This is a genomic window from Rathayibacter sp. Leaf299, assembly GCF_001423055.1.
GTDB lineage: Bacteria > Actinomycetota > Actinomycetes > Actinomycetales > Microbacteriaceae > Rathayibacter > Rathayibacter caricis.
In genome coordinates this window covers 538,757-565,006 of the sequence record NZ_LMNT01000001.1, presented here as the reverse complement: position 1 = coordinate 565,006, position 26,250 = coordinate 538,757, and the positions used below count along the sequence as shown (strand labels likewise).

Here is a 26,250-nt window from a genome sequence, read left to right as displayed (position 1 = left end):
GAGCCGGAGATGAGGCCGGGCGGGCCGCGGGTCAGTCGGCGAAGATCTCGCCGACGGGCTCGCGCTTCTCGGCCTGGAATCGGTCCTCGGCGCGGCCGAGCGCCCAGTAGGCCGACAGCGACAGAGCGCGGCGCTCGAGGCCCCAGTCGTCCTGCAGGAGGGCGCGCAGCTCCTTCATCGCCCCGCGCTCGCCGTGCGCGAAGACGTCGAGCACCCCGGTCGGCCGCGACTCGGCGCGGACGGCGGCGACCAGCGCTCGGCCGGCGGCGAGCTCGCCGCGGTGCAGCCAGCGGACCTCGACGCCGTCGGGTGCCGGAAGGGGCTGCTCGTCCTCGGCGCCGTGCACCTCGATCAGCGCGAGACCGCTCGCGTGCGCGGGCATCGACTCCAGCGCCGCGGCGATCGCAGGCAGAGCGGAGTCGTCGCCGAGCAGCAGGTGGAACGCCCCCGGCTCGGTGCTCGGCGACCACGCGCCGCCCGGGCCGTTGAAGGCGATGCGGTCGCCGGGGACGGCCGACGCGGCCCACGGCCCCGCCACTCCGTCGTCGCCGTGCAGGACGAAGTCGATGGCGAGGCTGCGGTTCGCCGGGTCGACGGAGCGGATCGTGTAGGTCCGGCGCACCGGCAGGTCCTCGGGGGCGAGGGTCGCCCGCAGCGCGTCGAGGTCGTAGGGCGGCTCGACGTCGACACCGGCGCGGGGCAGCAGCAGCTTCACGTACTTGTCGGTGGTGGCGAGAGCCGCGGGGTCCGCCTCCGCGGCGAAGGCGTCGAAGCCCGGACCGCCGAGGTGCACGCGTGCGAGGTGGTCGCCGAACCGCTCGGTCCGCAGCACTGTCAGCACGTGCTGCGTGCGCACGGGGCGCTCGCCCCGGGGACGGGCGGCGGCGGGGCTCGCGGACGGGGATGCGGAGGCGGAGGCGTCGGTCATCCCTCCAGCATGCCCTCCCGCCCGAGGCGCGCTCTAGCGAGCGCCAGGGAGTTCCCCGGCACGGCGCGGTGCCGGTGCTGCGCCGTAGCCTCTCCTCCGTGCCCACGACCTCGGATCACCTCCTTCCGCGCAGTCCTGTCCCTGCGGCGCTGCGCGGGCTCGGTGGCGCACTCGTGCTGGTGCTCGCACTCGCGGCGTGCGCTCCCGATCCGGGCGTGGCTGGAGCGGGCGCCTCGGGTGCGCCCGCCGCCAGTGCTTCCGCGACCCTCCCGCCCGACGCCCCGGAGATCGACGCCGCCGCGATCGACGCCGCCCTCGCCGCCGACGAGGCCGAGTACGACGCCCGCATCGGACTCGTCGCGGTCGACACCGAGGACGAGCGCACCCTCGAGCACCGCGCCGACGAGCGGTTCCGCTCCGCCTCCTCGATCAAGGCCCTGGCCGCGGGCGCGCTGCTCGCCCGCACCGAGCCGGCGGATCTCGAGCGCGTCGTCACCTGGAGCGACGTGGTCGACCACTCCCCCGTCACCGGTCCCGCCACTGCGACGGGCCTGCCGCTCGGCGAGGTCGCCGAGGCCGCGGTCCGCCTCAGCGACAACACCGCTCACAACGTGGTGCTGCAGGAGCTCGGCGGGCCGGCCGGACTGCAGGAAGCGCTCCGCGCACTCGGCGACGACGTCACGCGCGTCGACCGGATCGAGCCCGAGCTGAACCGGGTCTCACCGGAGGGTCTCGACACCGGCACCGCGCGGTCGCTCGCGGCCGACCTGCGCGCGCTCCTCCTGGGCGATGCCCTCGATCCGGCCGATCGGGCCCAGCTGCGCGACTGGATGAGCGGCAACGCGACGGGCGACGCTCTCGTGCGCGCGGGCGCTCCCGACGGCTGGAGCGTCCTCGACAAGTCCGGCGGCGCGGGCGGTCTCCGGAACGACCTCGCGGTCGTCGAGCGGCCGGGCGCGGCTCCGATCGTGATCGCCGTGCTGACCGAGCGCCGTGACCCGTCGCTCCCCTACGACGACGCCCTCGTCGCCCGCGCCGCGTCCGTCGCGCTGGAGGCGCTCCGCTGACGTGGAGGTCCCGGCGTGTCGGAGCCGGTCGGGTCAGCCGTCGACGGAGCGAACGGACTCGATGCCGCCGATCTCGGGGACGATCTCGACCTCCCACCGGCGGTGATCGGTTCCGGGCTCGACGGTGTCGAGGTAGTCGCGCACCTGCTGAGCGGCTCTGTCGAGTAAGTCGACCTGGGTCGCGGTCTCGCCGTCGATCCGGAGCTCCCAGCCGTGCACCCAGCGGTGGGCGGTGACGGTGACGGTCATCGGTCCTCCTCGGAGAGCGATTCAACCGCGCCCGACCGGCAAGCCCGATCCCGGCGCGAGACGCCGCGCCTACCCTGAAGCCGTGCCTCCCGCTCTCGCCCCGGCCGCCGGGATCTCCGTCTCGGCCGTCCTCCTCTTCGGACTCCGCCTCCCGCTCGCGGGCTACCTCGTGCTCGGCGCGAGCCTGCTCCTGGCCCTCGTGATCGACCGCGTCCTCGCGGTCGACCTGTCGCTGATCGCCGCCGGGCTCGTGATCGTCAGCACGATCTCGGTCGAGGCGAACCTCGACTACCCGAACATGGCCCTGATGGGCGCCGTGCTGTCCGCGGCCGTCGCCGTGCCCTGGGCGATCGACCGCTACGGCACGAAGCGGTCGATCATCCGCTTCCCGCTGCGCACCGGGCAGAAGTGGACGCCGCTCGAGAAGTCGTACCTGCCCGCCGTGCTCGTGCTCGGCTGGATCCTGCTGCCGTTCTACTTCATCCGCTCGGGCGCCTACCTGAACTGGCCCGCCATCCACGCTCCGGATGAAGTGGCGCGCCTCTTCGTCGGAGTCGGCTTCGTCGGCATCTGGGACGAGCTGTTCTTCATCTGCGTCGTCTTCGCGGTGCTGCGCCGCCACCTGCCGATGTGGTGGGCGAACGTGCTGCAGGCGGTCGTGTTCGTGTCGTTCCTCTGGGAGCTCGGCTACCGCGAGTGGGCTCCGGCGTTCACGATCCCGTTCGCGCTGCTGCAGGGCTGGATCTTCTCGAAGACGAAGTCGCTGACCTACGTGATCTGCGTGCACCTGCTCTTCGACCTCGTGGTCTTCCTGGCCCTGGTGCACGCGCACAACCGCGACTGGCTGCGCTGGTTCGTGTACTGACGCCTCCCTTCCAGGGGCCAGTACGGGCGGAGTGTTACGGCGGACGTCACGCGGCCGACGCAGGGCGGCGGCGATGCTCCATCATCGTCCCCGTGCGCCGACGGCGCCCGCTCCGCCCCGTCCCGGAAGGACAGCAGGCATGATCCGCCTTGAGCAGCTCACGAAGGTCTACGGACACGGCGACGGCGCCGTCACCGTGCTCGACCGCCTCGACTTCTCGGTCGCGACGGGCGAGATCTTCGCCGTCGTCGGCCCGAGTGGCGCCGGGAAGAGCACGCTCGCCGCGTGCGTGAACCTCCTCGAGCGCCCCACCTCCGGCTCGGTCGTCGTGAACGGCGATGCGCTCTCGCAGCTGTCCGAGCAGGAGCTGCGCGTCGCGCGTCGCCGCATCGGCACCGTCTTCCAGTCCGACGGCCTCTTCAGCCGCCGCACCGCGGCCCAGAACGTCGCGCTGCCGCTCGAGTACCTCGGAGTGACCCCCGCCGAGACGAAGCGCCGCGTCGCCGAGCTGCTCGACCGCGTCGGACTCGCCGAGCGCGCCCGCCACTACCCGCACCAGCTGTCGGGCGGGCAGCGCCAGCGCGTCGGCATCGCCCGGGCCCTGGCCCTGCGTCCCAGCGTGCTGCTCTCGGACGAGGCCACGTCAGGGCTCGACCCCGCGTCGACGACCGCGATCACGACCCTCCTCAAGGAGCTGCGCGACGACCTCGGCCTGTCGATCCTCTTCATCACGCACGAGATGGAGACGGTGCGGCAGGTCGCCGACTCGGCCGCCCTGCTCGATCACGGCCGCATCGTGGAGTCGGGGCGCCTCGTCGATCTGCTCCGCGACGCCTCCTCGCCGCTGGGCCTCGCGCTCAATCCGCTGCGCCCGGCCGCGACTCCGGCCCCCGGGCTCACCGAGTGGGTGCTCGGCTACGCGCGCTCCGACGTGCCGGCCGACTGGATCGCCCGCCTGGGCGAGACGGTCGGACCGGTGTCGCTCCTGGGCGCCGCCATCGAGACGATCGGCGGCCGGGCCGTCGGCCACGCCACGATCGCGCTCGGACCCGTCGACGAGCTCCGTCTCGTCGACGCCGCCGGAGCGCTGGGCCTGTCGGTCCGCCCGGCCCCCGCGCGCGTCGACTCCGCCCCGCTCGAGCTCACCGAGGAGATCGCCGCATGAGCCTGCACCTCGACAACCGCGTCCCGATCGCCGAGATCCCGGCGCTCGTGCTGCCCGCGCTCGGCGAGACCCTGATCATGGTCGGCATCGTGATGACGATCGTCGTGCTCGTCGGCATCCCCCTGGGAGCCGCCGTGCACAACCTGGCGCCCGGCGGACTGTTCGAGAACCGCGCCGCCCACCAGACGCTGAGCTGGGTGATCAGCATCGGCCGCTCGCTGCCGTTCCTGATCCTGATGGCCTCGATCATGCCGTTCACCCGGCTGATCACCGGGACCAACATCGGCATCGCCGCGGCCGTCGTGCCAATGTCGATCGCGGGCATCGCGTTCTTCACCCGCATCGTCGAGAACGCGCTGCGGAGCGTGCCGATCGCGCTGACCCGCGTGGCCCGCGCCTCCGGAGCGTCGCGACTGCAGGTCATCCGCTCGGCGCAGCTCAGCGAGGCCGTGCCGCAGATCATCGGCGGCCTGACCATCAACACGATCGCGATGATCGAGTACTCGGCCATCGCGGGCACGATCGGAGCCGGCGGCATCGGCTACGTGGCCGTCACCTACGGCTACCAGCGCTTCGACAACACGGTGATGCTCGCGACGATCGTGATCCTGGTCGCCACGGTCGCGCTCGTGCAGCTCACCGGCGACGCCCTCGTGCGCGCCACGACGCCGAGCGCCTCGCGCACCCGGCGGTCCGAGCGCGTCGCCGTCGCGGTCTGAGACAGCTCTCCTCTCTTCTCCCCCACCCCTCGCCCGGCCTCCCCCCGCGGCGTCCCTCTCGCGCGCCCGGAACCCGGCGCGCGCACTCCGGAAGGCCTCTCATGCCCACGCAGAACGACACCCCCGCCACCTCCGACACGCTCGGCTTCGAGCTGAAGAAGAAACGCCGCTGGCCGTGGATCGCCGGAGGCGCGGTCGTCGCGCTCGGCGTCGGCGCGGCGATCGTCGTCCCGATCCTCTCCCCCGCCGTGTCGGCGAACGAGACCGAGGGAGCGACGCTCTACGTCGCGACCGCCGAGGGCAACGCGTCGGAGCAGGCGCTCGTGCAGTTCGTCGCCGACGAGGTCGCGCCGAAGTACGGCATCGAGGTGGAGTTCAAGGGCCTCTCGGACAGCAACACCATCAACCGCGCCGTGAGCGAGGGCGAGGTGGCGGCGACCGTCTACCAGCACAAGCTCTGGCTCGGGCAGGTGCTCGAGTCGAACCCCGACTTCGAGGAGGAGGCGGCCACTCCGGTGTTCCGCTGGGGCTTCGGACTCTGGAGCGACAAGTACGGCGACGTGTCCGAGATCCCCGACGGCGGCACGATCTCGCTCTACTCCGACCCGGCGAACGAGGCCCAGGGCCTCTGGCTGCTGCAGAGCGCGGGGCTGATCGAGCTGAAGCCGGGCACCGAGCCCGGCACGGCGACGCAGGACGACATCGCCTCGAACCCCAAGAACCTGAAGTTCACCCTGCTCGACTTCGCGGCCCAGTCGCGCGCGCTGCCGGACCTCGACGCGGCCGTCGGCTACACCGAGTACTACCTCGCCGCCGACATCCCGATCGAGAAGCAGATCTTCGCGCCGACCGCTCCCGACGACTTCGCCGGGCAGCTCACGATCGGCTCCCGCTACGCCGACACCGAGAACATCCAGAAGCTCGTGCAGGCGTTCCAGGACCCCGCGGTGCAGGAGTTCCTGGCGACCGACGAGACGGTGAAGGGCATCCTGCTGCCGCTCGAGGGCTGACGTCGACGGCCGGCGGCCGGGGTCTCCTCCGGCCGCCGGATTCGTGATGCGTTCGTTGTGTCGGGACGTCGTGTCGCAGGGCTCCGCTCCGCCAGGATCAGCACCAGGGGGCGCATCGCCCCCGGATCCATGGGGAAGCCGGGAGAGCGCACTGCGCCCCGGAGGAAGTAGGAATCGTGCGTACAGCGCGAGGGGGCCGCACGGCCTCCGTCATCACGACCGCCGCACTGCTGGGAGCGCTCGCGTTCCCGAGTGCGGCGGGGGCCACCGAGATCCTCGAGGCGCGCGCCTCCGAGGCGACGCCGACCGCGGTCGCGCCGGTACTCGAGCCCACGCCGACCCCGGTCGCCACGATCGATCCGGAGGCGACGAGCACGCCGGAGCCGACGAGCACGCCGAAGGCGACGGCCGAGCCGGTCGAGGCACCGATCGCCACCGAGGCGCCCGTCACCGCACCGCCTGCGCCCAGCGCGGCACCGGTGGCAGTGGCCCCGGTCCTCACTCTGCCCCGCACCGACTTCGTCGCGGGCGCCGGCATCATCGGCGACCGCTCGACCGGTTGGGGCGACGGCCTCGACGTCGTCGGCTCCGGCTTCGCCGCGGGCTCCTCCGTCGTCGTCGCGCTGATGGACGGCCCGACCCCGGAGGCCCGCACGACCGTCGTCGCGTCCGCCACCGGCGAGGTCGTGCTGAACGACTGGTTCCCCGGGAGCCTGGACGACCGCAACAGCCTGTATCCGCACCTCCCCCGCGCCGGGGAGCAGATCACCGTCGTGGCCTCGGCGACCGACGCGGTCGGGGGGCCGCTCCTCTCGAACGCCGTGCCGCTCACGGTCACGCAGCCGGACCCGGCCGTCTCGTTCGTCCTCGCCGAGGACGGCTCGCCGTTCGAGCTCGGCGCCGAGGTGAGCGTCGCCGGCTTCAGAATCTTCGGCATCGCCGCCAAGCTGCGGGGCTTCGACCGCGACGAGGACGTCACGATCACGCTGACCGCGCCCGACGGCTCCGTCACGACCATCGAGAACGGAGACCCGCGGACGGCGATCTACGGTGAAGCGGATGTCATTCTCGACGAGAGCACGATGGTCGACCAGTTCGGCACGTTCACAGTGACGGGCACGGGGGCGGCCAGTGGACGCACCGCCTCGGCCTCGCTCGTGCAGGTGCCCGACAAGCCCGGCGTCCGGATCTGGCCCCAATGGGCTCCCCTCGAGCCCTCCGCCCCCGACGACGAGCTGACGAGCGGCGGTGCCGTCTTCGGCTTCGCCGCGGGCGAGCGCGTCTCGGTGAGCATCCACTCCCTCGACGGCACCCGCCAGCGCCTCGTCGACGGCGGCACCCGTCTCGACTTCACCGTGGACGCGGTCGGCTGGAGCCTGATCGCGCTGGGCGAGTACCCGCTCGCCGACCCGGAGCCCGAGATCTACTGCGTCGTCGCGCTGGGCACGACCAGCGGTCGCACCGCCACTGCGGAGTACGACTACGGCCGGTCCGTGTCCGACCCGGTCGACTGCTCGGCGGCCGAGGCGGCGGCTCGCGCGGGCAGCGGCGCGGGCTCCGGAGTCACGGCAGGTCGGCCCGTCCTCGCCACGACCGGCGTCTCGCCCGCGACTCCCCTCGCCCTCTCGGCGTTCGGGATCCTCGGCGGACTCGCGCTGATGATCACGCGCCGCCGCCGCGCCTAGCGGTCACGGCAGCACCGGAGGGGCGTCCCGAGAGGGGCGCCCCTCCGTCGTTCCATCAGTGCGCGCCGCTCGAGGCGCAGCGTTCAGAGGTCGCGAGAGAAGCAGAGCGACCACTCGCCGCCGATGTAGGCGCCGAAGAGCGGGACGGACGTGTAGCCCTCGCGCTCGTAGAAGCGGACCGCGTCCGGCTGCCGGGTGCCGGTCTCGAGGACGAGTCGCGTCGCTCCGAGCCCCGCCGCGAGCTGCTCGAGCCGGCGGAGGACGAGGGTCGCGACGCCGGAGCCGCGCGCCGACGGGTCCACGAACATCCGCTTGACCTCGATCACTCCGGGGCCGAGGACCGAGTCGGCCAGCGGGCGGAGGCCGCCGCAGGCTCGCGCTGTGCCGCCGGCGTCGCGGGCCACGACGAACACGGGGACATCGGCGGCCGAGGGAGGCACTCCGGGCTCGTGGTCGGTGCTGCCGTAGCGCTCGTCGAGCTCGACGCGCTGAGCGGCGCGGAGCGCATCCGCGTCGGGATGGTCGTAGGGGATCGTCTCGAGCTGCCAGGTCATGGGCGCCTCCGTTCGGCCTTCACCGTAGCGGGGGGGGCACGGACGTCAGGCGACCGGGAAGGCCCGGCGGCGGGTGGTAGCCCTCCGACCCCGTCCCGTGGCAGGGTCGGGAGCGCCGACGAGAGGACGAGGATGTCGAACGACCGAGCACTGCGGGTGGCACTCGTGGGGACCGCTTTCATGGGCAGGACCCATTCGCACGCCTGGCGCACCGCCGCCCGCTTCTTCCCCCTGCCGCTCGAGCCCGAGCTCGCGGTGCTCGTCGGGAGCAACCCCGAGACGACCCGCGAGCGGGCGGAGGTCCTCGGCTGGAGCGAGTCCTCGACCGACTGGCGGGCGGTGATCGAGCGCGACGACATCGACCTGATCGACATCTGCACCCCCGGAGACACGCACGCCGAGATCGCGATCGCGGCTCTCGAGGCGGGCAAGCACGTGCTCTGCGAGAAGCCGCTCGCCAATTCCGTCGAGGAGGCCGAGCGGATGGCGGCCGCCGCGCGCGCCTCCGACCGCGTCGCGATGTGCGGATTCAGCTACCGCCGCACTCCCGCGCTCGCCCTCGCCAAGCGCTTCGTCGACGAGGGGCGGCTCGGGGCGATCCGCCACGTCCGCGCGCAGTACCTGCAGGACTGGCTGCGCGACTCCGAGGCGCCGCTGACCTGGCGCCTGCAGAAGGACCGGGCAGGATCGGGCGCACTGGGCGACATCGGCGCGCACAGCATCGACACGGCGCAGTGGCTGACCGGCCGGCGGATCTCCTCCGTCTCGGCGGTGCTGCGCACCTTCACGACCGAGCGCCCGGTGCTGGCCGAGCAGTCGGGGCTCGGCGGACGCGCCGAGGAGGGGGCGGAGCGAGGACCGGTCACGGTCGACGACGCGGTCGCGTTCACGGCGGCGTTCGAGGGAGGAGCCCTCGGCGTCTTCGAGGCGACCCGCGTCGCGACCGGCCGCCGCAACGCCAACCGCATCGAGATCGACGGCGAGACCGGCTCGATCGCATTCGACTTCGAGCGGATGAACGAGCTCGAGTACTACGACGCGCGCGACGCCGACGAGGCGCAGGGGTTCCGGCGCATCCAGGTGACCGAGCCCGCGCACCCGTACATGGAGGCGTGGTGGCCCACGGGGCACGGCATCGGCTACGAGCACCTCTTCACGCACCAGGTCGTCGACCTCGTCGAGGCGATCGCGGGCGGCACCCCCGTGGCTCCGACGTTCGACGATGCGCTCGACGTGCAGCGGGTGCTCGACGCGGTCTCGACGAGCGCCGGGCGCAACTCCGAGTCGACGTCGATCGCGCGGGGATCCGGCCCGGTCTGATCCTCAGGGGCGGCGATCGATCGGTGGACCCTCGCCGACCGACCGGCCGGAGTCGCGGAGCCGGTCTCGCCTCGTGAGGCGAGCTTGCGCCATAATGCGCCTATGAGCAAGAAGATTGACGCGGCCCACCAGGCACTGGTAGCAGCCCTCGACAAGCACGCCCGACTCGTCTCCGACAAGGACTCGAGCCCTCGGAAGGTCGAGCGCGCCGGAGCCGAGCTGCGGTCCGCCACGAAGGCGTACGCCGCGCTCGTCACGGCCCGCACCGGATCGGCGAGCCCGTTCGCCGACCTCGCGGATCCGCGCCTGGACCAGCCGACCATCGCGTCGCTCCGAGCCGAGCGCGACGCGATCGCGAAGCGCCTGGCGAAGCACGAGGCCGCGGAGGCCGAAGCCCTCGCGGGCTGACCCTCCTCCCCGGCGGCGCGAGTCGTCGTGTTACGCGCATGTTTCGCATCCACGGCGCGACATCCGTACCGTGGTCCCCGGGATCCGCGTCGACGCGGCGTCGTGCGACCGGAGGCCGGTCGCAGCGCCGGCGGTGATCAGCACCGCCCGTGGTCGCCGCTCCGTCAGAAAGCAGCACCGAGCGGATCCTCTCCACGGAAGGATCCACACAGCATGTCCCTGCGCACGACGCTCCTCGCGACCACCGCGATCACCGCCTCCGCCCTCCTCCTCGCCGGCTGCTCCGCCTCGGCGGGCGGGAGCGACACCGTCCGCATCGGCGTCGTCGGTGCCAGCGACCCCTACTGGGCCACCTACGAGGAGGCCGCGGCCGACGCCGGCATCGACGTCGAGATCGTCGACTTCAGCGACTACAACCAGCCCAACCCGGCGCTGTCCGAGGGCGAGATCGACCTCAACCAGTTCCAGCACATCGTCTACCTGGCGCAGTACAACACGTCCGCCGACGAGGACCTCGTGCCTATCGGCGCGACCGCGATCTATCCGCTCGGCCTCTACTCCACGCAGTACGACAGCGTCGAGGACATCCCCGAGGGCTCGACCGTGGCCGTCCCGAACGACGAGAGCAACCAGGCCCGCGGTCTGCTCGTGCTCCAGTCGGCCGGTCTGATCGAGCTGAAGGACGGCGGCAGCATCTTCTCGAGCGTCGACGACGTCGACACCGCGACGTCGAAGGTCGAGGTGACCGCCCTCGAGGCGTCGCTGACCCCGACCTCGCTGCCGGACGTCGCCGCCGCGATCATCAACAACGACTTCATCGAGAACGCCGGCCTCGAGGCCACCGACGCGATCGCGACGGACGACCCGAGCGACCCCAACGCGCTCCCCTACGTCAACGTGTTCGCCGCCCGCTCCGAGGACGCCGACAACGAGACCTACCAGGAGCTCGTCGACATCTACCAGAGCACGCAGGCCGTGCTCGACGGAGTGTCGGAGCAGTCCGGCGGCACCGCGATCTTCGTGAAGACCCCCGCCGACGAGCTGGAGGCCTCGCTCGAGACCGTCGAGGCGGACACCGCCGCGCAGGGCTGACCCGCCCTCCCCTCGCGACGGGATCCCCTGCTCCGGCGGGGGATCCCGTCCGTCCGCCGGGACACCGGCACCCCCGCCCGAACCCCTCGAAGGGAGCGCCGTGCCGCTCATCCGCCTCACCGACGTGAGCAAGGTCTACCCGCCCCTGTCCCGCGGGGCGACGGCCTCGACCGCGGTCGACGGCGTGAGCCTCGACATCGAGGCCGGCGACGTCCAGGGCGTGATCGGCTACTCCGGTGCCGGGAAGAGCACGCTCGCGCGCCTCGTCAACGCGCTCGAGCCCGCGACGTCCGGCAGCATCGAGATCGACGGCCGCGACATCGTCGGCCTGCCCGAGCGGGAGCTGCGCCGCATCCGGCTCGGCATCGGCATGATCTTCCAGCAGTTCAACCTGTTCGGCTCGAAGACGGTGTGGCAGAACGTCGCCTACCCGCTGCAGGTCGCCGGCACTCCGCGCGCCGAGCTGAAGACCCGCGTCGACGAGATGCTGAGCTTCGTCGGCCTCTCGGACAAGGCGCGCAGCCACCCGGAGCAGCTCTCGGGCGGGCAGAAGCAGCGCGTGGGCATCGCCCGTGCCCTCGCCGCCTCGCCGCGCATCCTGCTCGCCGACGAGGCCACCAGCGCTCTCGACCCCGACACGACCGGCGAAGTCCTCGCGCTTCTCCGGCGCATCAACGAGGAGCTCGGAGTCACGATCCTCGTCATCACGCACGAGATGGACGTGATCCAGCAGCTCGCGACGAAGGTCGCCGTGATGGAGTCGGGTCGCATCGTCGAGCGCGGCGACGTGTTCGACGTGTTCTCGGCTCCGCGCGAGCCGGTCACCCGGCGCTTCGTCTCGACCGTCGTCCGCTCCGTGCCCTCCCCTGCCGAGGCGGCCGTGCTGTGGCAGCGCCACCGCGGCCGGCTCGTGACGCTCTCGTTCTCGGACGGCTCCGCCTCGCAGGGCGACGTCTTCGCCGACATCGCCGCCGCGGGCGTGCCGCTCGAGCTGGTCTACGGAGGCATCACCGACGTCCGCGGACGCGCCTTCGGCCACCTCACGGTCGCCCTCGACGCGTCGGACGACGTCGTCGAGCCCCTTCTCGCCCGCCTCGGCGCTCGCGTCGGCCTCACGGAGGTGCCCCGTTGAACGCCCTGATCGAGCTGCTCCCCGAACTCGCGAAGGCCACCGGCGAGACGCTCTACATCGTCGCCCTCAGCCTGCTCTTCGGCGGGCTCGGCGGCCTGCTGATCGGCCTCGGCCTCGCGCTTACCCGCGGCGGCGCGCTGTTCGCGAACCGCCTGGTCTACGGACTGCTGAACGTGATCGTCAACGTCTTCCGGCCGATCCCGTTCATCATCTTCATCGCGGCCGCCCAGCCGCTCGCCCGCCTCGTGGTCGGCTCGGGCATCGGCACCGACGCGATCATCTTCTCGCTGTCGCTCGCCGCCGCGTTCGGCATCGGCCGCATCGTCGAGCAGAACCTGCTGACCGTGCAGCCCGGCGTGATCGAGGCCGCACGCTCGGTCGGAGCGAGCCGGCTGCGCATCGTGCGCACCGTCCTGCTCCCCGAGGCGCTCGGCCCGCTGATCCTCGGCTACACCTTCGTCTTCGTGGCCATCGTCGACATGTCGGCGGTCGCCGGGTACATCGGCGCGGGAGGCCTCGGCAACTTCGCGATCCAGTACGGCTACCGCCAGTTCGAGCCGGTCGTGACCTGGGGTGCGGTGCTCGTGATCATCGTGATCGTGCAGCTGGTGCAGCTGCTGGGCAACGTGCTCGCGCGGCGGGTGCTGCGGCGCTGAGGGCGAGCGGAGTGACGGGGCCGGTCCGAGCGCGCGGGCCCGCGCCTCGTAGGCTCGTCGCACCATGACCTCCACCACCGTTCCGACGCTCGTCGCGGTGCTGGTGCTCGCGCTGGTGACGACGGCGATCGTCGCCGCGCTGCGACTCGAGCGGCCCGGTGCCCAGGCGGTCGCGATCGCGCGGGCGGCGCTGCAGCTCGGACTCCTCAGCCTCGTGCTGCACGGCATCATCGAGGATGCGCGGCTGGTCGCCGCGTTCCTGGTGCTGATGCTCGTCGCGGCGACGTGGACGGTGCGCACGCGCGCGGGCCTGGACCGTCACGGCCTGCGGACGTTCGTCGTGCTCCTCGCCGCGGCGGGCGTCCCTCTCGCGGTCGTCGCGGCGACCGGGGCCGTGGGATCGGAGCCGCGGTACCTGCTCGCGACCGGCGGCATCGTGATCGGCGGCGCGATGACCGCGGCCTCGCTGATGGGGCGGCAGCTGCGGGCCGGTATCGCCGCGGGGACGGAGGAGGTGGAGGGCTGGCTGGCGCTGGGCGCCACTCCGCGCCGCGCCGCCCTGCGCCTGGTGCGCGCGGCAGCCTCGACGGCGCTCGTGCCGGCGACGGACCAGACGCGGACGACCGGGCTCGTCACCCTGCCTGGCGCCTTCGTCGGGGCGGTGTTCGCGGGAGCGTCGCCGCTGGAGGCCGCGCAGTTCCAGCTCGTCGTGCTCGCCGCGGCCCTCGCGGCGGGCGCCGTCGTCGCGGCGACGACCGCGCTGCTGTTCGGCGCGCCGCGGCGGCACCCGGAGTAGGGCGGGGGCTTGTGGAGACGGGGGTCTCGATACGCGGCGTGCCGCCGCTACTCGACCAGCAGGGATGCGCGCAGCCGCGCCCACGCCCTGCGCCCCGCATCGTCCCTCGCTGATCGAGTAGCCCGCGGGAGCGGGCGTATCGAAATCCGCCCCGCCCGCGAGTCGACGCCGACCGGGCTTCGGCTGACTCTGTGCGCCCGCTCCGCGACGAGTCCCCCTCCGCAGCCGCGGTGAGTGGACGCGAACAGGGCACCGGCGGGCGGGCAGGGCCCGTTGCGCGTCCACTCGGAGGAGCGGCGGGACGACGGAGGGGCCGGGCCGCCGGCGGGGAGCGGTGGCTCCTCGGTCGGCGGACCGGCCCCTCGGGGTCGGCGCGCGAGCGCTAGTAGCGCGGCTTGCGGTCCGGGCGCTCGGACGAGCGCGACGGGCCCGAGGGGCGTCCGCCGCGGTCGGCGCCGGCGCGGCTCGGGCGGCGGTCGGGCTTCAACTCGATCAGCTGACCGCTGATGCGGGTGTCGGCGAGGCGGTCGAGCACGTCCTGGGGCAGGTCGGCCGGCAGCTCGACGATCGAGAAGTCGGGGCGGATGTCGATGTGCCCGAAGTCGCCGCGGTTGAGGCCGCCCTCGTTCGCGAGGGCGCCGACGATCTGGCGCGGCTCGACGCGCTGACGGCGGCCCACCTCGATCCGGTACGACGCGAGGTTGCTGTTCGCCGGACGCTGACGGCGCTCGGGACGCTCGCCCCGGTCGCGGTCGAAGCGGTCGCCGCGCTCGGGGCGGTCGCCCCGGTCGGGACGCGGCTCGCGGTCCTCGCGCTCGCGGCGGGCGAAGCGGGGGTCGTCCGGCGAGAGCAGCAGCGGCTCCTCGCCCTGAGCGACGATCGCCAGCGCCGCGGCGACATCGGACTCGACGACGTCGTGGTGCTCGACGTAGTGGCCGATGATGTCGCGGAAGCGCTGCAGGCGCTCGGAGTCGGCGAGCGCCGCGGTGATCGCGTCGTCGAAGCGCGAGAGGCGCGTGACGTTGACGTCCTCGACGCTGGGCATGCGCATCTCGGTCAGCGGCTGGCGGGTCGCCTTCTCGATCGCGGCGAGCAGGCGGCGCTCGCGCGGCGTGACGAAGCTGATCGCCGCTCCGCTGCGCCCGGCACGGCCGGTGCGGCCGATGCGGTGCACGTACGACTCGGTGTCGATGGGGATGTCGTAGTTGACGACGTGGCTGATGCGCTCGACGTCGAGGCCGCGGGCCGCGACATCGGTGGCGACGAGGATGTCGAGCTTGCCCGACTTCAGCTGCTCGACGGTCCGCTCGCGCTGGGCCTGGGCGACGTCTCCGCTGATCGCGGCGGCGGTGTAGCCGCGGGCGCGCAGCTTCTCGGCCAGCGTCTCGGTCTCGCTCTTGGTGCGGACGAAGACGATCATGCCCTCGAAGTTCTCGACCTCGAGGATGCGGGTGAGGGCGTCGACCTTCTGCGGGTACGACACCATCAGGTAGCGCTGCGTGGTGTTCACCGAGGTCGTGGTCTTGTTCTTGACCGTGATCTCCTCGGGCTCCTTGAGGTACTTGCCCGAGATGCGGCGGATCTGCGAGGGCATCGTCGCCGAGAACAGCGCGATCTGCTTCTCGACGGGGGTGTCGGCGAGGATCGTTTCGACGTCCTCCGCGAAGCCCATCTTGAGCATCTCGTCGGCCTCGTCGAGCACCAGGTACTTCAGCGCCGAGAGGTCGAGGGTGCCCTTCTCGAGGTGGTCCATGATGCGGCCGGGCGTGCCGACGACGACGTGGACGCCGCGGCGCAGCGCGGAGAGCTGGGTGCCGTAGCCCTGGCCGCCGTAGACGGGGAGCACGTGCACGCCGCGCAGGGCCGACGCGTAGCGCTCGAACGCCTCGCACACCTGGAGCGCGAGCTCGCGGGTGGGCGCGAGCACGAGGGCCTGCGGGGTCTTCTGCGAGACGTCGAGCCGGGAGAGGATCGGCAGCGCGAACGCGGCCGTCTTGCCGGTGCCGGTCTGGGCGACGCCGAGGACGTCGCGGCCCGAGAGGAGGGACGGGATCGTCGCGGCCTGGATCGCCGAGGGCGTCTCGTAGCCGACCTCCTTGAGAGCCTTGAGGACGGGCTCGCTGAGGCCCAGTTCGGAGAAGGTGAGCGAGCGGGGCTCGTCGGAGGCCGCGGCGGCGGGTGCGGCGGGGGCCTCGGTGGTCGGAGCCTCGGAGGCACTCTGAGCCGCGGTCGCGCTCTGATCCTCGGGGGCGGTATCGGGTGTTTCGGTTGACGCCATGGTGCAACGGTAGGCCGTCGAGGCCCTCCGCGGTGGCCGCATCGCCCTGATCGGCCCGGATCGTAGCCGATCAGGGGGCCTGTGGAGGCGATTCGGAGGTCCGCGGCGCCGATCCCGGTGCGCGAAGGGCCTCCCCCGGCCGTCGAGTACGGTGCCCGATCCGTCGCGGACGGCCGCCGTTCTACGATCCGGGCGACCCTCCGCGACGGATGGCCGAGACGAGCCCGGCGGCCCGCCCGCCTCAGTAGAACTCGACCGTGTCGACGCGGTTGATCAGCTCCTCGCCGTCGAGGAACCGCGTCGCGTTGCGCGCGAAGAGCTCGGCGATCAGCCGGTCCTCGGCGGAGTTCAGCGCCGCGGTGTGCGGGCTGATCAGCACGGCCGGATGCGTCCACAGCGGGCTGTCCGCGGGGAGCGGCTCCTGCGCGGTCACGTCCAGCACCGCACAGCCGACGCGGCCGTCGTCCAGCGCGGCGAGCAGCGCCTCCTCGTCGATCACGGTGCCTCGGCCGACGCTGACGAGCGTCGCTCCCGGCCGCAGCGCCTCGAAGAACGCGGCGCCGACCAGCTTCTCGGTGGCGGAGGTGCCGGGCAGCGTCACGACGACCCCGTCGATCCGCTCGGCCACCTCGGCGATCGCGTCGGGCCGCACGATCTCGTCGACGTGCTCGACGGAGTCCTCGTGCCGACTCGTGCCGATCACCCGCGCACCCAGGCCCTGGAGCTTCTGCGCGGTGGCCCGGCCGATGGTCCCGAGTCCGACGATCAGGATCGTCTGCTCCGAGATCAGGCCCATCGTCCAGCGCGAGCCCCACTCCTTCCGCTGCTGCAGCTCCTGGAGCCTCGGCAGCGACTTCGCGCCGGCGAGCAGTCCGAACACCGAGAACTCGGCGAGCGGCTGGGAGTGGACGCCCGCGCTCGTCGAGAACGCGATCCGCTCGAGCGAGTCGGGGTCGAGCCCCGCGGCCTTCACCTGGCTGCCGCCGCCCGCCGGCATCGTCTGCACCCACCGCAGCGACGGATTCGCGGCGACGGTGCGCGCGAGGGCCGACGGCGTCTCGTCCGGGACCCCGTAGAGAACCTCGGCGGAGTCGACGAGCTCGTCGAACGCGGCCTGCTGCTCGGGAGTGCGCTCGAAGGCGGGATCACCGCCGTGGTCGCCGGGGTGGCGCATCGGCGGGAGCAGGCTCTGGTCGGCCACGAAGTCGAGGCGCGGCTCGAGCTCCACCACGCGGGCGATCAGCTCGTCGCTGATCGGGGTGGCGGCGACGACGCGGAGGCGGTCGGTCATGGGGAGGTCCTTCGGTCGGGGTCGGAGGGGAGCAGCCGCATCAGAGCACTCGCGCGGTCCAGAGGATCCCGCGCTCCACGAGCGTGCGCACCGTCGGATGACGCAGCACCTCGACGCTGTGCCCGGGGGTGCTCACCGCGATGCGCCCGCGCCCCCAGTCCCGGGTCCAGACGGCCGGTGACGTGACGGGGCGGTGCCACTCCTGCCAGGCCTCGGCGGGATGCGTGGTCGTGGCGAGCACGTCGCTGAGGTCGTCGTGCAGCACCCAGTACTGCTCGGTCACGAGCTCGAAGTCGTCGAGTCCGGCGGTGATCGGGTGCTCGAGCCCGGTGAACTCGATCCGGTGCCGACGGAAGGCGTCCTCACTCCCCTCCGTCACCGCGGGGTGCGTGGCGAACTGGCCGCCGACGAGCTGCAGGTAGTCGGAGGAGGCGCGGAAGGAGTCGGCGATGCCGCCGTGCCAGCCGGTGAACCCGGTGCCGCCGGCCACCGCGGCGCGCAGGCCCGCGATCGCGGCGGGCGACGCCTCCGACATGGTCACGCACTGCACGACGACGTCGAGGCCGGCCATCGCGTCGCCATCGGCGTAAACCTCGGGCGAGTCCTCGACGCGGACCGCGAAGCCCTGTTCCTCGAGGAACGGGAGGAACAGGTCGGTCGCCTCGACCGGCTGGTGCCCCTCCCAGCCGCCGCGCACGATGAGTGCGCTCCTGGTCCGCGTGGTCTCCGGCATGCTCGTCCTCTTCCTCGTCGACGTCCCCTCGACGATGCCATGCCGAACGCCGCAGGCGCGCACACACGGGGCGGATCCTGCGGTTCCGGGACGGGAGGCGCGCAGAACATCTGCTGAGAAGGGGGTCTCTCGGCTGTCAGCGGTCAGAGCCCCTTCTCGGCTCAGGTTCTGCAGGGCTCATCGCCCTATGTGGTCCGGCGGTCCGGGCCTGTACCGCTAAATCTCCGCAAGCGAAGTCCTAGAGTGGGCGAAAAGCCGCAGATGCGGAAACGCTCCGACCCGAGGATCCGCATGCTCCGTGTCCGCTCCCTCGCCGCCCTCTCCGCGGTGGCCTTGGCGGGCTCCCTCGCCGGCTGCTCCCCCGATGCAGCGCCCGAGCCCCGCGGCATCACCGTCTTCGCCGCCGCCTCCCTCACCGGCGTCTTCACCGAGCTCGCCGACGAGTTCGAGGCCGCGAACCCCGGCACCTCGGTCGAGCTCTCGTTCGCCGGATCCTCCGATCTCGCCACGCAGATCGAGAACGGCGCGCCGGCCGATGTCTTCGCCTCGGCCGACACCGCGACGATGCGGACGGTGCAGGAGGCGGGGCTCACCGCCGCCGATCCCATGCCGTTCGCGACGAACGTGCTCGAGATCGCCGTGCCGCCGGGGAATCCCGCGGAGGTCCGCTCCCTCGCCGACCTCGCCCGCGAGGGCGTGGCGACGGTCGTCTGCGCACCGCAGGTGCCGTGCGGAGCCGCGGCCGACGCCGTCGAGCGGGCGGCGGGCCTCACGATCGAGCCCGTCAGCGAGGAGTCCTCGGTCACCGACGTGCTCGGCAAGGTCCGCTCGGGCGAGGCCGACGCCGGCCTCGTCTACGTCACCGACGTCCGGGGCGCGGGCGACGACGTGCTCGGCGTGCCGTTCGCCGAGGCCGGGCAGGCGGTGAACACCTACCCGATCGCCCCGCTCACCGGCTCCGAGGCGGCCGCGGCGTTCACCGCGTTCGTCACCGGGGACGCCGGCCGCGCGGTCCTCGCCGCGGCCGGCTTCGGCGCTCCCTGACGACCACCCTCAGCGCAGCAGCCGCCGGCCCAGTGCCACCACCGCGAGACCGCCGAGCACCCAGGGCCCCGCGACCAGCAGCGGATCCAGCACCTGGTGCCGCACGTCCGCGCGGCCGCGCCGCGACGCGATCGGATGCGCCTTCAGTTCGGAGAGCACGCCGGTCTCGGTGACAGGGTTGTCGGGCCGCAGCGTTGCGAGGGAGCGCAGGTGCGCCCCGGTCGCGTCGACCCGGTCGCCCAGCACCAGCAGCAGCCAGTGGGCCGCGCGCCCCTCGCTGAAGCGGTCGTACGCGTAGCGGCGGATCGCTCCCGAGACCCCGTGCAACGGCTGCGCGGTGCCGAAGACGGGCGGAAGCTCCTCGTGCTCGATGCTCTTCTCGCGGTACTCCCCCGGATCCATCGGCTCGGGCTTGTGCCAGTGCGCCCCGGTCTCGAGATCGAAGCGCTCGCGCGGGAACGAGGGCCGGTCGGCCGGGTCGAGGTCGGCGCCCCAGCCGGGGATGCGGGCGCGCAGCTCCTCCGCGGTCGGCGGCGGGATCGGCTTGTCAGCGGTGTACGGCACGGTGACCTCCTACGGCACCACGACGGTCTTGATGCAGCCGTCGAGCTTGGATGAGAACAGGTGGTACCCCTCGGCGATGTGCTCGAGCGGGATGCGGTGCGTGATCATGTCGCTGGGCTTCAGGTACCCCGCCCGGATGTGCTCGAGCAGGCGCGGCCACTGGCGCTTCACCGGCGCCTGGTTCATCCGGAGCGTGAGGCCCTTGTTCATCGCGTCGCCGAACTTCACGGCGCTGAAGAGCGGACCGTAGGCGCCCATCACCGAGATCGTGCCGCCCTTGCGCACGCCGTCGATCGCCCAGTTGAGCGCGACCGGCGAGCCGCCCTGCAGCTTGAGCTTGGCCGAGGTGACGTGCTGGATGAGACTGCCGTCGGCCTCCGCCCCGACCGCGTCGATGACGACGTCAGCGCCCAGGCCGCCGGTCGTCTTCTTGAGGTGCACGACGACGTCGTCGTGCTCGAGGTAGTTCACGGTCTCGGCGAGCGCGAAGTCGCGCGCCTTCGCCAACCGGTACTCGAGCTGGTCGACGACGATCACGCGACCCGCTCCCATCAGCCAGGAGGAGCGGGCGGCGGCGAGGCCGACGGGCCCGGCCCCGAGCACCACGACCGTGTCGCCCTCGACGATGTCGCCGAGCTGCGCACCGAAGTAGCCGGTCGAGAACGCGTCGGTCAGCAGCAGCGCGTCCTCGTCGGGCAGCCACTCCGGGATCACGCTCGGCCCCACATCGGCGAACGGCACGCGCACGTACTCGGCCTGCCCGCCGTCGTAGCCGCCGGTCGAGTGCGAGTAGCCGTAGATGCCGCCGATGGCCGTGGCGTTCGGATTCACGTTGTGGCAGTTGGAGTAGAGGCCGCGCGCGCAGAAGAAGCACGTGCCGCAGTAGATGTTGAACGGCACCATCACGCGGTCGCCGACCTTCAGGTTCTGCACCGACGAGCCGACCTCGTCGACCACTCCGATGAACTCGTGGCCGAAGGTGTGGCCGATCCTCGTGTCGGGCATGAGCCCGTGGTACAGGTGCAGATCGGAGCCGCAGATCGCGGCGAGCGTCACCCGCACGATCGCGTCGTTCGGGTGCTCGATGCGGGGCCGGTCCTTCTCCTCGACACGGACCTTGTACGGACCCCGGTAGGTCATGGCGCGCATGCGTCCTCCTCCTCCTCGACGCCGACAGCCTCCGTCGCGCTCCCGCCGGAGCTGTAGGGGGTTGCCACTGCCAGGCCTTCCGTGGAAGCCCCCGGGCGTCTCCGCGTCCGCGGTCGTAGAATCCTCCTCATGCCGCAGATCCGGATCCGTGACGCCGCCGCCGCCCTCGGAGTGAGTGACGACACTCTGCGCCGCTGGATCGACAACGGGGTCCTCGAGAGCGGCAAGGACGCCTCCGGCCGCCTCGTCGTCGACGGTCTCGCGGTGGCCGAGCTGGCCCGGGCGAACGCGGTGCTGCCGGAGGATCCGTCGCCCGTCGCGCGCTCGGCCCGCAACCGCTTCGTCGGCATCGTGACGAGCATCGTGATGGACACCGTGATGGCGCAGGTCGAGCTGCAGTGCGGTCCGCACCGGGTGGTCTCGCTGATGAGCAGCGAGGCCGTGCGCGAGCTCGGCCTCGAGCCCGGCTCCCCCGCCACCGCGGTGGTGAAGGCGACCACCGTGATCGTCGAGACGCCGCTGCCGCGCACCTGATGCGCACCGGATCCGCGCCGCCGCGCTGGGTCGCGGCCCTCGCCGCGGTCGGCGCGCTGCTGGTCCTGCTGCCGCTCGTCGCGATCCTCGCGCGGGTCGACTGGCCGCGCTTCGTGCCGCTGATCACCTCCGACTCCTCGATCGCGGCACTCCTGCTGAGCCTGCGCACGTCGGCCGCGGCGACCCTCCTGTGCGTGCTGCTCGGGACGCCGATGGCGCTGGTGCTCGCGCGCACCGCGTTCCCGGGGCAGCGGATCCTGCGCGCGCTGGTGCTGCTGCCGCTGGTGCTGCCGCCGGTCGTCGGCGGACTCGCGCTGCTCTACACCTTCGGTCGGCTCGGCCTGCTGGGCGGTGCGCTCGACGCGGTGGGGGTGCGGATCGCGTTCTCCACGACCGCGGTGGTGCTCGCGCAGACGTTCGTGGCGCTGCCGTTCCTGGTGCTGAGCCTGGAGGGCGCGCTGCGCACGGCGGGGGCGCGCTACGAGGCGGTCGCCGCGACCCTCGGCGCGTCGCCGGGCACCGTGCTGCGCCGGGTCACCCTGCCGCTGATCCTGCCGGGGCTGGCGAGCGGAGCGATCCTGTCGTTCGCGCGGGCGCTCGGCGAGTTCGGCGCGACGCTGACCTTCGCGGGCAGCCTCGAGGGAGTGACGCGCACCCTGCCGCTCGAGATCTACCTGCAGCGCGAGAGCGATCCCGACGCGGCGGTCGCGCTGGCCCTGGTGCTCGTGGTCGTCGCGGTGCTGGTGATCGGGCTGGCGTACGGCCGGCGGGGGGCGCGATCGTGACCCTGCGGTTCGAGGCGCGCCTCGCCTCCCGCGGCTTCGACGTGGCGCTCGAGGTCGCCGACGGCGAGACCGTGGCGGTGCTCGGGCCCAACGGCGCCGGCAAGTCGACCCTGGTCGAGCTGCTCGCGGGCCTCGTGCGCGCCGATTCGGGCAGCGCTCGCCTGGGCGACTCCGTCCTCTTCGGGCCGGGTGCGTGGACTCCTCCGCACCGTCGCGGCGTCGCCCTGCTCGCGCAGGACCCGCTGCTGTTCCCGCACCTGAGCGTCCGCGAGAACGCCGCGTTCGGTCCGCGCAGCGCGGGGGTGGGCCGGGCGGAGGCGCGCGCGCGTGCCGAGCGCCGCCTCGCCGATGTGGACGCCCTGACCCTCGCCGATCGCCGGCCGGGGACCCTCTCGGGCGGGCAGGCCCAGCGCGTAGCACTCGCACGTGCCCTCGCGACGGATCCGCGACTCCTGCTGCTCGACGAGCCGATGGCGGCGCTCGACGTGCGGGTCGCGCCGGTGCTGCGGCGGATGCTGCGGACCGTGCTCGGCGACCGCACCACGATCCTCGTCACCCACGACGTGCTCGACGCGTGGACTCTCGCCGACCGCGTCGTCGTGCTGCACGAGGGCCGCGTGGTCGAGGAGGGGCCGACCGCCGACGTGCTCGAGCGGCCGCGCACGGCGTTCACCGCCGAGCTGTCGGGGCTGCGCCTGGTGCGCGGGGTGCGGACGGCCGTCGGTCTGCGGTTGGAGGACGGGCGCGAGATCGCGGGGGTCTCGGATGCTTCGGCAGGGTCGGCCGTCGCCGCCGCGGTGCGCCCCTCCGCGGTGACGCTGGGTGAGGGCGGGCTGCGGGAGGAGATCGTCGATCTGGAGCCGCGCGGGGACGCGGTGCGGGTGCACGGGCGGGTGCTTGCGGCCGACGTGACTCCGGCCGAGGCGGCGCGGCGCGAGCTGGCGCCGGGGGTCGAGGTCGGGTTCGTGATGGAGCCTGTCGAGCTGTACGCGGTGTGAGCTAGGACGTCGGCGCCCGGCGCGCAAGGGGCGCGGGCACCCGGTGACGGCGGGCGGGGTGGCCCCTACGGTGGGCACATGACCGACTCCGGCTCCCCCGCCCTGCACCACGACGTTCTCGTCATCGGCGGTGGCAACGCGGGGCTCTCGGTGGCGGGGCGGCTGCGGCGCTACGGAGTGTCGGACGTCGCGGTGATCGAGCCGCGCACGACGCACTACTACCAGCCGATGTTCTCGCACGTCGCCGGAGGCACGGCGCCCGCCTCGAAGGCGACCCGTCCGCAGGGCGAGGTGACGCCGAAGGGCGTGACGTGGATCCGGGACCGGGTCGCGACGATCGACCCGATGGCCAAGACGGTGACGCTCGAGAGCGGACGCGCGGTCGGCTACGGCCAGCTCGTGGTCTGCCCGGGCATCCGGAAGGACTGGGACGCGGTGCCGGGCCTCGTCGAGGCGATGGAGTCGCCGGTCGGCATCTCGAACTACGAGTACGAGTACGCGCGGAAGGCGTCGAGCGTGCTGCGCGACGTCCGCTCGGGGACGGTGGTCTTCACGCAGCCGAGCGGGCCGGCCACCTGCTCCGGGGCCTCGCAGAAGCCGATGTACCTGGCGTGCGACTACTGGCGGAAGACCGGGGTGCTCGACGACATCCACGTGGTGCTCGTGGTGCCGACTCCGACCCTGTTCGGCATGCCCCTCATCGACGCCGAGCTCGAGCGCAAGGTCGCGGAGTACGGCATCGAGGTGCACTACGACCGCGAGCTCGTCGAGGTGGATGCCGCATCGCAGACGATCGAGCTCGCGGGCGACGACAGCTCCACCGCGCTGCTCGGACCCGACCACTCGACGTCGCTCGAGGGTCTGGAGGGCGACCACCGCGAGACGCTGGCCTACAACGTGCTGCACGTCGTTCCTCCGCAGTCGGCGCCCGCTTTCCTCGAGGGGTCCGGCCTGACCGCCGGGGGCTTCGTCGAGGTCGACCCGCTGACGCTGCGGCACGTCCGCTTCCCGGACGTCTGGTCGCTCGGCGACGCGGCCGCGACGACCAACTCGAAGTCGGGCGGGGCGCTGCGCCCGCAGGCGAAGACGCTGGCCAAGAACCTCGTGGCGGCGCGGAAGAGGAAGCCGTTGCCGATGACCTACAACGGCTACTCCGTCTGCCCGTTCGTCGTCTCGCGGAAGACGGTCGTGTTCGCCGAGTTCGACGACCGCTACCGGCCGAAGCCGACGATCCCGTTCTGGAAGGGGCTCGCGAAGGAGCGCCGGGCGACGTTCCTCGCGGACCGGTTCGTGCTGCCGTGGGTGTACTGGAACCTGATCCTGCAGGGACGGGCGTGAGCACTGGTCGCGCGGCCGCCTCGCCGGCGTACACGACGACGGTGGTGCTGGCCGTCACCGGGCTCGTGCTCGCGCTGTTCCCCATGGTCGACGTCGCAGGGCTGGTGCTGAGCATCATCGCGTTCCGGAGGAGTCGCCATGACGGCGGGCCGCGCGGGCTGGCGCTCGCGGGGATCATCGTCGCGTCGGTGACGATCGTGCTGTTCACGGCCGGAGCGGTGCTGCTCGGGACGCTGTTCGGCGGGCTCTTCGCGACGTGCGCGGAGCTGGGCGAGGGCGTGCACGTGGTGGACGGGGTGACGTACACCTGCTCGTGAGGCGCTGACGAGCCTCAGACCGACGAGGCGATCCCCTGCCCGAGGGCGGCGAGGACGTTCTCGTTGCGGCGGTAGTGCGAGAACTGGCCCAGGCGCGTGCAGGTGACGAGGCCCGCGCGCTGCAGGGTCGACATGAACTGCGACGCCGTCGACTGGGATACCTGCGCCCGCGCCTGGATGTGCTTCAGGCAGACTCCGACCTCGGCGGCGGGCCTGTCCTGAGGCGGGAACGACTCCGGATCGCGCAGCCAGCCGAGGATCGCGAGCCGCGTCGGGTGGCCGAGGGCCTTGAACGCCGCCACGAGCTGCTCGTCCGTCAACTGCACCATGCGCCTACTGTATCGCTGTATCGGGATATGTCGATGCTGTGCGACCTCTTAGATCGGTAAATCGCGATTCAACGATGGAGGAAGCATGACAGCACGTACAGCACTGGTCGTCGGAGCACGCGGAGTGATCGGAGGGACCCTCGTCGACCATCTCGAGCAAGAGGGCGGCTGGAACGTCGTCGGGCTCTCCAGGCGCGGCGGAGCGGACGGCGGCGTCGTGCGACACCGCTCCGTCGACCTGCTCGATGCGGAGGGCACCGCCCACGCTCTGCGCGACCTCGCCGACGTCACCCACGTCTTCTACGCGGCCTACCAGGACCGGCCGACGTGGGCGGAGCTCGTCGCACCGAACGTCGCGATGCTGAGGAACGTCCTCGACGCGATCGAGCTCGTCGCACCCCGCCTCGAGCACGTCAGCCTGATGCAGGGGTACAAGGTCTACGGCGCCCACCTCGGGCCGTTCGCCACGCCCGCCAAGGAGGACGACCCGCCCCATATGCCGCCGGAGTTCAACGTGGACCAGCAGCAGCTGCTCGAGCGGCGCCAGGCGGGAGCGGCCTGGTCGTGGTCGGCGCTGCGGCCCTCCGTCGTCGCGGGAGTCGGGCTCGGCAACCCGATGAATCTCGCGGTGGCGATCGCGGTCTACGCCTCGATCAGCAAGGAGCTGGGCGTGCCCCTGCGGTTCCCCGGCTCGCCGGGTGCGTACGACGCCCTGATCGAGACGACGGACGCGGGACTCCTCGCGCGGGCGACCGTCTGGGCCGCCACCGACCCCGGCAGCCGGAACCAGGCCTACAACATCACCAACGGGGATGTGTTCCGCTGGTCCCGGATGTGGCCGGCGCTCGCAGCGTTCTTCGAGCTGGAGACCGCCCCTCCCCTCCGGATGGAGCTGGCCGAGGTCATGGCCGACAAGGGTCCGCTGTGGGACGGAATGGTCCGCCGCCACGACCTGCTGCCCACCCCCTACGAGGACGTGTCACCGTGGCGGTTCGGCGACTTCGTCTTCTCGTGGGACTACGACGTGCTCGCCGACGCCTCGAAGTCGCGACGCGCAGGCTTTCACGAGTACGTCGACTCCGAGGCGATGTTCCTGCGGATCTTCCAGGACCTCCGCGACCGGCGGATCATCCCCTGAGCCTGCCTCCACCTCCGGAGGCGGATCAGCGTCGCTCCATCGGGCGCTTTCCGCTGCTCCGGAGCCCGGAGAGCAGCAGAACGCGTCCAATGGCGGTGAGGATCGC

General features: G+C 72.5%; 28 protein-coding genes. 19 read left to right on the top strand and 9 right to left on the bottom strand.

Annotated elements, in window-relative coordinates; all coding sequences use genetic code 11:
* Positions 1-31: 31 nt before the first annotated feature.
* Positions 32-928, bottom strand: a complete 897-nt coding sequence (locus ASF48_RS02495; RefSeq protein ID WP_055785870.1) for a siderophore-interacting protein — start codon at positions 926-928, stop codon at positions 32-34.
* Between the two features lie 98 nt (positions 929-1,026).
* Between ASF48_RS02495 and bla the strand changes: the two genes are divergently transcribed.
* Positions 1,027-1,995 carry a class A beta-lactamase gene (bla, locus tag ASF48_RS02490; RefSeq protein ID WP_200930953.1) on the top strand — a complete coding sequence of 323 codons (969 nt, stop codon included), beginning with the start codon at positions 1,027-1,029 and terminating at the stop codon, positions 1,993-1,995.
* 33 nt (positions 1,996-2,028) lie between these two features.
* On the opposite strand, the gene ASF48_RS02485 is transcribed toward bla, so the two are convergent.
* Positions 2,029-2,244, bottom strand: a complete 216-nt coding sequence (locus tag ASF48_RS02485; RefSeq protein WP_055785867.1) for a hypothetical protein — start codon at positions 2,242-2,244, stop codon at positions 2,029-2,031.
* An 82-nt stretch (positions 2,245-2,326) separates the two neighbouring features.
* On the opposite strand from ASF48_RS02485, the gene ASF48_RS02480 reads away from it, so the two are divergent.
* The 5 genes from ASF48_RS02480 (at position 2,327) to ASF48_RS02460 (ending at position 7,688) form a co-directional block, all read left to right on the top strand.
* The gene (locus tag ASF48_RS02480) at positions 2,327-3,109 is read left to right on the top strand and encodes a CPBP family intramembrane glutamic endopeptidase (RefSeq protein WP_055785864.1); all 783 of its coding nucleotides are present in this window, start codon (positions 2,327-2,329) and stop codon (positions 3,107-3,109) included.
* A 139-nt stretch (positions 3,110-3,248) separates the two neighbouring features.
* Positions 3,249-4,274, top strand: coding sequence for a methionine ABC transporter ATP-binding protein (locus ASF48_RS02475; RefSeq protein WP_055785861.1), 1,026 nt, complete (start codon positions 3,249-3,251; stop codon positions 4,272-4,274).
* Positions 4,271-4,993: a methionine ABC transporter permease gene (locus tag ASF48_RS02470; protein WP_055785857.1), complete on the top strand. Its 723-nt coding sequence runs from the start codon at positions 4,271-4,273 to the stop codon at positions 4,991-4,993. Before ASF48_RS02475 ends, ASF48_RS02470 begins: the two co-directional genes overlap by 4 nt.
* A gap of 101 nt (positions 4,994-5,094) precedes the next feature.
* A complete protein-coding gene (locus tag ASF48_RS02465) occupies positions 5,095-6,003 on the top strand; it encodes a MetQ/NlpA family ABC transporter substrate-binding protein (RefSeq protein ID WP_055785854.1) in 909 nt (302 codons plus the stop codon).
* 176 nt (positions 6,004-6,179) lie between these two features.
* Positions 6,180-7,688 carry a hypothetical protein gene (locus ASF48_RS02460; protein ID WP_055785851.1) on the top strand — a complete coding sequence of 503 codons (1,509 nt, stop codon included), beginning with the start codon at positions 6,180-6,182 and terminating at the stop codon, positions 7,686-7,688.
* A gap of 83 nt (positions 7,689-7,771) precedes the next feature.
* Here ASF48_RS02460 and ASF48_RS02455 read toward each other — a convergent pair whose 3' ends face one another.
* Positions 7,772-8,242: a GNAT family N-acetyltransferase gene (locus ASF48_RS02455; protein WP_055785848.1), complete on the bottom strand. Its 471-nt coding sequence runs from the start codon at positions 8,240-8,242 to the stop codon at positions 7,772-7,774.
* 132 nt (positions 8,243-8,374) lie between these two features.
* Between ASF48_RS02455 and ASF48_RS02450 the strand changes: the two genes are divergently transcribed.
* The 6 genes from ASF48_RS02450 (at position 8,375) to ASF48_RS02425 (ending at position 13,646) form a co-directional block, all read left to right on the top strand.
* On the top strand, positions 8,375-9,562 hold the full coding sequence (locus tag ASF48_RS02450; RefSeq protein WP_055785845.1) for a Gfo/Idh/MocA family protein: 1,188 nt from the start codon (positions 8,375-8,377) through the stop codon (positions 9,560-9,562).
* A gap of 102 nt (positions 9,563-9,664) precedes the next feature.
* A complete protein-coding gene (locus ASF48_RS02445; RefSeq protein ID WP_055785842.1) occupies positions 9,665-9,970 on the top strand; it encodes a hypothetical protein in 306 nt (101 codons plus the stop codon).
* Between the two features lie 213 nt (positions 9,971-10,183).
* Positions 10,184-11,062 carry a MetQ/NlpA family ABC transporter substrate-binding protein gene (locus tag ASF48_RS02440; protein ID WP_055785840.1) on the top strand — a complete coding sequence of 293 codons (879 nt, stop codon included), beginning with the start codon at positions 10,184-10,186 and terminating at the stop codon, positions 11,060-11,062.
* A gap of 100 nt (positions 11,063-11,162) precedes the next feature.
* Positions 11,163-12,194 (top strand): methionine ABC transporter ATP-binding protein, encoded by a 1,032-nt coding sequence (locus tag ASF48_RS02435; protein WP_055785837.1) that lies wholly within the window; start codon positions 11,163-11,165, stop codon positions 12,192-12,194.
* The gene (locus ASF48_RS02430; RefSeq protein WP_055785834.1) at positions 12,191-12,850 is read left to right on the top strand and encodes a methionine ABC transporter permease; all 660 of its coding nucleotides are present in this window, start codon (positions 12,191-12,193) and stop codon (positions 12,848-12,850) included. Before ASF48_RS02435 ends, ASF48_RS02430 begins: the two co-directional genes overlap by 4 nt.
* Positions 12,851-12,914: 64 nt before the next feature.
* Positions 12,915-13,646, top strand: a complete 732-nt coding sequence (locus tag ASF48_RS02425) for an ABC transporter permease (RefSeq protein ID WP_055785831.1) — start codon at positions 12,915-12,917, stop codon at positions 13,644-13,646.
* A 382-nt stretch (positions 13,647-14,028) separates the two neighbouring features.
* On the opposite strand, the gene ASF48_RS02420 is transcribed toward ASF48_RS02425, so the two are convergent.
* From ASF48_RS02420 to ASF48_RS02410, 3 genes are all read right to left on the bottom strand, one after another.
* A complete protein-coding gene (locus ASF48_RS02420) occupies positions 14,029-15,924 on the bottom strand; it encodes a DEAD/DEAH box helicase (protein WP_082480931.1) in 1,896 nt (631 codons plus the stop codon).
* 241 nt (positions 15,925-16,165) lie between these two features.
* Positions 16,166-17,215 (bottom strand): D-2-hydroxyacid dehydrogenase, encoded by a 1,050-nt coding sequence (locus tag ASF48_RS02415; RefSeq protein WP_055785825.1) that lies wholly within the window; start codon positions 17,213-17,215, stop codon positions 16,166-16,168.
* Positions 17,216-17,255: 40 nt separating this feature from the next.
* The gene (locus ASF48_RS02410; protein ID WP_055785822.1) at positions 17,256-17,948 is read right to left on the bottom strand and encodes a ThuA domain-containing protein; all 693 of its coding nucleotides are present in this window, start codon (positions 17,946-17,948) and stop codon (positions 17,256-17,258) included.
* A 291-nt stretch (positions 17,949-18,239) separates the two neighbouring features.
* On the opposite strand from ASF48_RS02410, the gene modA reads away from it, so the two are divergent.
* A complete protein-coding gene (gene modA / locus ASF48_RS02405; RefSeq protein ID WP_055785819.1) occupies positions 18,240-18,992 on the top strand; it encodes a molybdate ABC transporter substrate-binding protein in 753 nt (250 codons plus the stop codon).
* Positions 18,993-19,001: 9 nt separating this feature from the next.
* On the opposite strand, the gene ASF48_RS02400 is transcribed toward modA, so the two are convergent.
* Positions 19,002-19,556, bottom strand: a complete 555-nt coding sequence (locus ASF48_RS02400; protein WP_055785817.1) for a hypothetical protein — start codon at positions 19,554-19,556, stop codon at positions 19,002-19,004.
* Between the two features lie 9 nt (positions 19,557-19,565).
* Positions 19,566-20,705 carry a zinc-dependent alcohol dehydrogenase gene (locus tag ASF48_RS02395; RefSeq protein WP_055785808.1) on the bottom strand — a complete coding sequence of 380 codons (1,140 nt, stop codon included), beginning with the start codon at positions 20,703-20,705 and terminating at the stop codon, positions 19,566-19,568.
* Positions 20,706-20,834: 129 nt separating this feature from the next.
* Between ASF48_RS02395 and ASF48_RS02390 the strand changes: the two genes are divergently transcribed.
* From ASF48_RS02390 to ASF48_RS02370, 5 genes are all read left to right on the top strand, one after another.
* The gene (locus tag ASF48_RS02390) at positions 20,835-21,239 is read left to right on the top strand and encodes a TOBE domain-containing protein (RefSeq protein ID WP_055785804.1); all 405 of its coding nucleotides are present in this window, start codon (positions 20,835-20,837) and stop codon (positions 21,237-21,239) included.
* Entirely contained in the window at positions 21,239-22,024 is a 786-nt protein-coding gene (locus ASF48_RS02385) for an ABC transporter permease (RefSeq protein WP_055785801.1), read from the top strand. Before ASF48_RS02390 ends, ASF48_RS02385 begins: the two co-directional genes overlap by 1 nt.
* Positions 22,021-23,022 (top strand): sulfate/molybdate ABC transporter ATP-binding protein, encoded by a 1,002-nt coding sequence (locus ASF48_RS02380; protein ID WP_055785799.1) that lies wholly within the window; start codon positions 22,021-22,023, stop codon positions 23,020-23,022. Before ASF48_RS02385 ends, ASF48_RS02380 begins: the two co-directional genes overlap by 4 nt.
* A gap of 78 nt (positions 23,023-23,100) precedes the next feature.
* Positions 23,101-24,360: an NAD(P)/FAD-dependent oxidoreductase gene (locus tag ASF48_RS02375; protein WP_055785796.1), complete on the top strand. Its 1,260-nt coding sequence runs from the start codon at positions 23,101-23,103 to the stop codon at positions 24,358-24,360.
* Positions 24,357-24,677, top strand: a complete 321-nt coding sequence (locus ASF48_RS02370; RefSeq protein WP_055785792.1) for a hypothetical protein — start codon at positions 24,357-24,359, stop codon at positions 24,675-24,677. The genes ASF48_RS02375 and ASF48_RS02370 overlap by 4 nt, the downstream gene beginning before the upstream one ends.
* Before the next feature lie 14 nt (positions 24,678-24,691).
* Here ASF48_RS02370 and ASF48_RS02365 read toward each other — a convergent pair whose 3' ends face one another.
* Entirely contained in the window at positions 24,692-25,006 is a 315-nt protein-coding gene (locus tag ASF48_RS02365) for an ArsR/SmtB family transcription factor (protein WP_055785789.1), read from the bottom strand.
* A gap of 85 nt (positions 25,007-25,091) precedes the next feature.
* On the opposite strand from ASF48_RS02365, the gene ASF48_RS02360 reads away from it, so the two are divergent.
* Positions 25,092-26,144, top strand: coding sequence for an SDR family oxidoreductase (locus tag ASF48_RS02360; RefSeq protein WP_055785786.1), 1,053 nt, complete (start codon positions 25,092-25,094; stop codon positions 26,142-26,144).
* The last annotated feature ends 106 nt before the right edge of the window (positions 26,145-26,250 follow it).

Excerpts from the sequence above, each read along its gene's own strand:
- ASF48_RS02395 (WP_055785808.1), bottom strand. The coding sequence starts at position 20,705 with ATGCGCGCCATGACCTACCGGGGTCCGTACAAGGTCCGTGTCGAGGAG.
- ASF48_RS02465 (WP_055785854.1), top strand. The coding sequence starts at position 5,095 with ATGCCCACGCAGAACGACACCCCCGCCACCTCCGACACGCTCGGCTTC.
- ASF48_RS02365 (WP_055785789.1), bottom strand. The coding sequence starts at position 25,006 with ATGGTGCAGTTGACGGACGAGCAGCTCGTGGCGGCGTTCAAGGCCCTC.
- ASF48_RS02375 (WP_055785796.1), top strand. The coding sequence starts at position 23,101 with ATGACCGACTCCGGCTCCCCCGCCCTGCACCACGACGTTCTCGTCATC.
- ASF48_RS02455 (WP_055785848.1), bottom strand. The coding sequence starts at position 8,242 with ATGACCTGGCAGCTCGAGACGATCCCCTACGACCATCCCGACGCGGAT.
- ASF48_RS02420 (WP_082480931.1), bottom strand. The coding sequence starts at position 15,924 with ATGGCGTCAACCGAAACACCCGATACCGCCCCCGAGGATCAGAGCGCG.
- ASF48_RS02470 (WP_055785857.1), top strand. The coding sequence starts at position 4,271 with ATGAGCCTGCACCTCGACAACCGCGTCCCGATCGCCGAGATCCCGGCG.
- ASF48_RS02475 (WP_055785861.1), top strand. The coding sequence starts at position 3,249 with ATGATCCGCCTTGAGCAGCTCACGAAGGTCTACGGACACGGCGACGGC.
- ASF48_RS02425 (WP_055785831.1), top strand. The coding sequence starts at position 12,915 with ATGACCTCCACCACCGTTCCGACGCTCGTCGCGGTGCTGGTGCTCGCG.
- ASF48_RS02390 (WP_055785804.1), top strand. The coding sequence starts at position 20,835 with ATGCCGCAGATCCGGATCCGTGACGCCGCCGCCGCCCTCGGAGTGAGT.
- ASF48_RS02360 (WP_055785786.1), top strand. The coding sequence starts at position 25,092 with ATGACAGCACGTACAGCACTGGTCGTCGGAGCACGCGGAGTGATCGGA.
- ASF48_RS02385 (WP_055785801.1), top strand. The coding sequence starts at position 21,239 with ATGCGCACCGGATCCGCGCCGCCGCGCTGGGTCGCGGCCCTCGCCGCG.
- ASF48_RS02495 (WP_055785870.1), bottom strand. The coding sequence starts at position 928 with ATGACCGACGCCTCCGCCTCCGCATCCCCGTCCGCGAGCCCCGCCGCC.
- ASF48_RS02485 (WP_055785867.1), bottom strand. The coding sequence starts at position 2,244 with ATGACCGTCACCGTCACCGCCCACCGCTGGGTGCACGGCTGGGAGCTC.
- ASF48_RS02440 (WP_055785840.1), top strand. The coding sequence starts at position 10,184 with ATGTCCCTGCGCACGACGCTCCTCGCGACCACCGCGATCACCGCCTCC.
- ASF48_RS02410 (WP_055785822.1), bottom strand. The coding sequence starts at position 17,948 with ATGCCGGAGACCACGCGGACCAGGAGCGCACTCATCGTGCGCGGCGGC.
- modA (WP_055785819.1), top strand. The coding sequence starts at position 18,240 with ATGCTCCGTGTCCGCTCCCTCGCCGCCCTCTCCGCGGTGGCCTTGGCG.
- ASF48_RS02445 (WP_055785842.1), top strand. The coding sequence starts at position 9,665 with ATGAGCAAGAAGATTGACGCGGCCCACCAGGCACTGGTAGCAGCCCTC.
- ASF48_RS02415 (WP_055785825.1), bottom strand. The coding sequence starts at position 17,215 with ATGACCGACCGCCTCCGCGTCGTCGCCGCCACCCCGATCAGCGACGAG.
- ASF48_RS02450 (WP_055785845.1), top strand. The coding sequence starts at position 8,375 with ATGTCGAACGACCGAGCACTGCGGGTGGCACTCGTGGGGACCGCTTTC.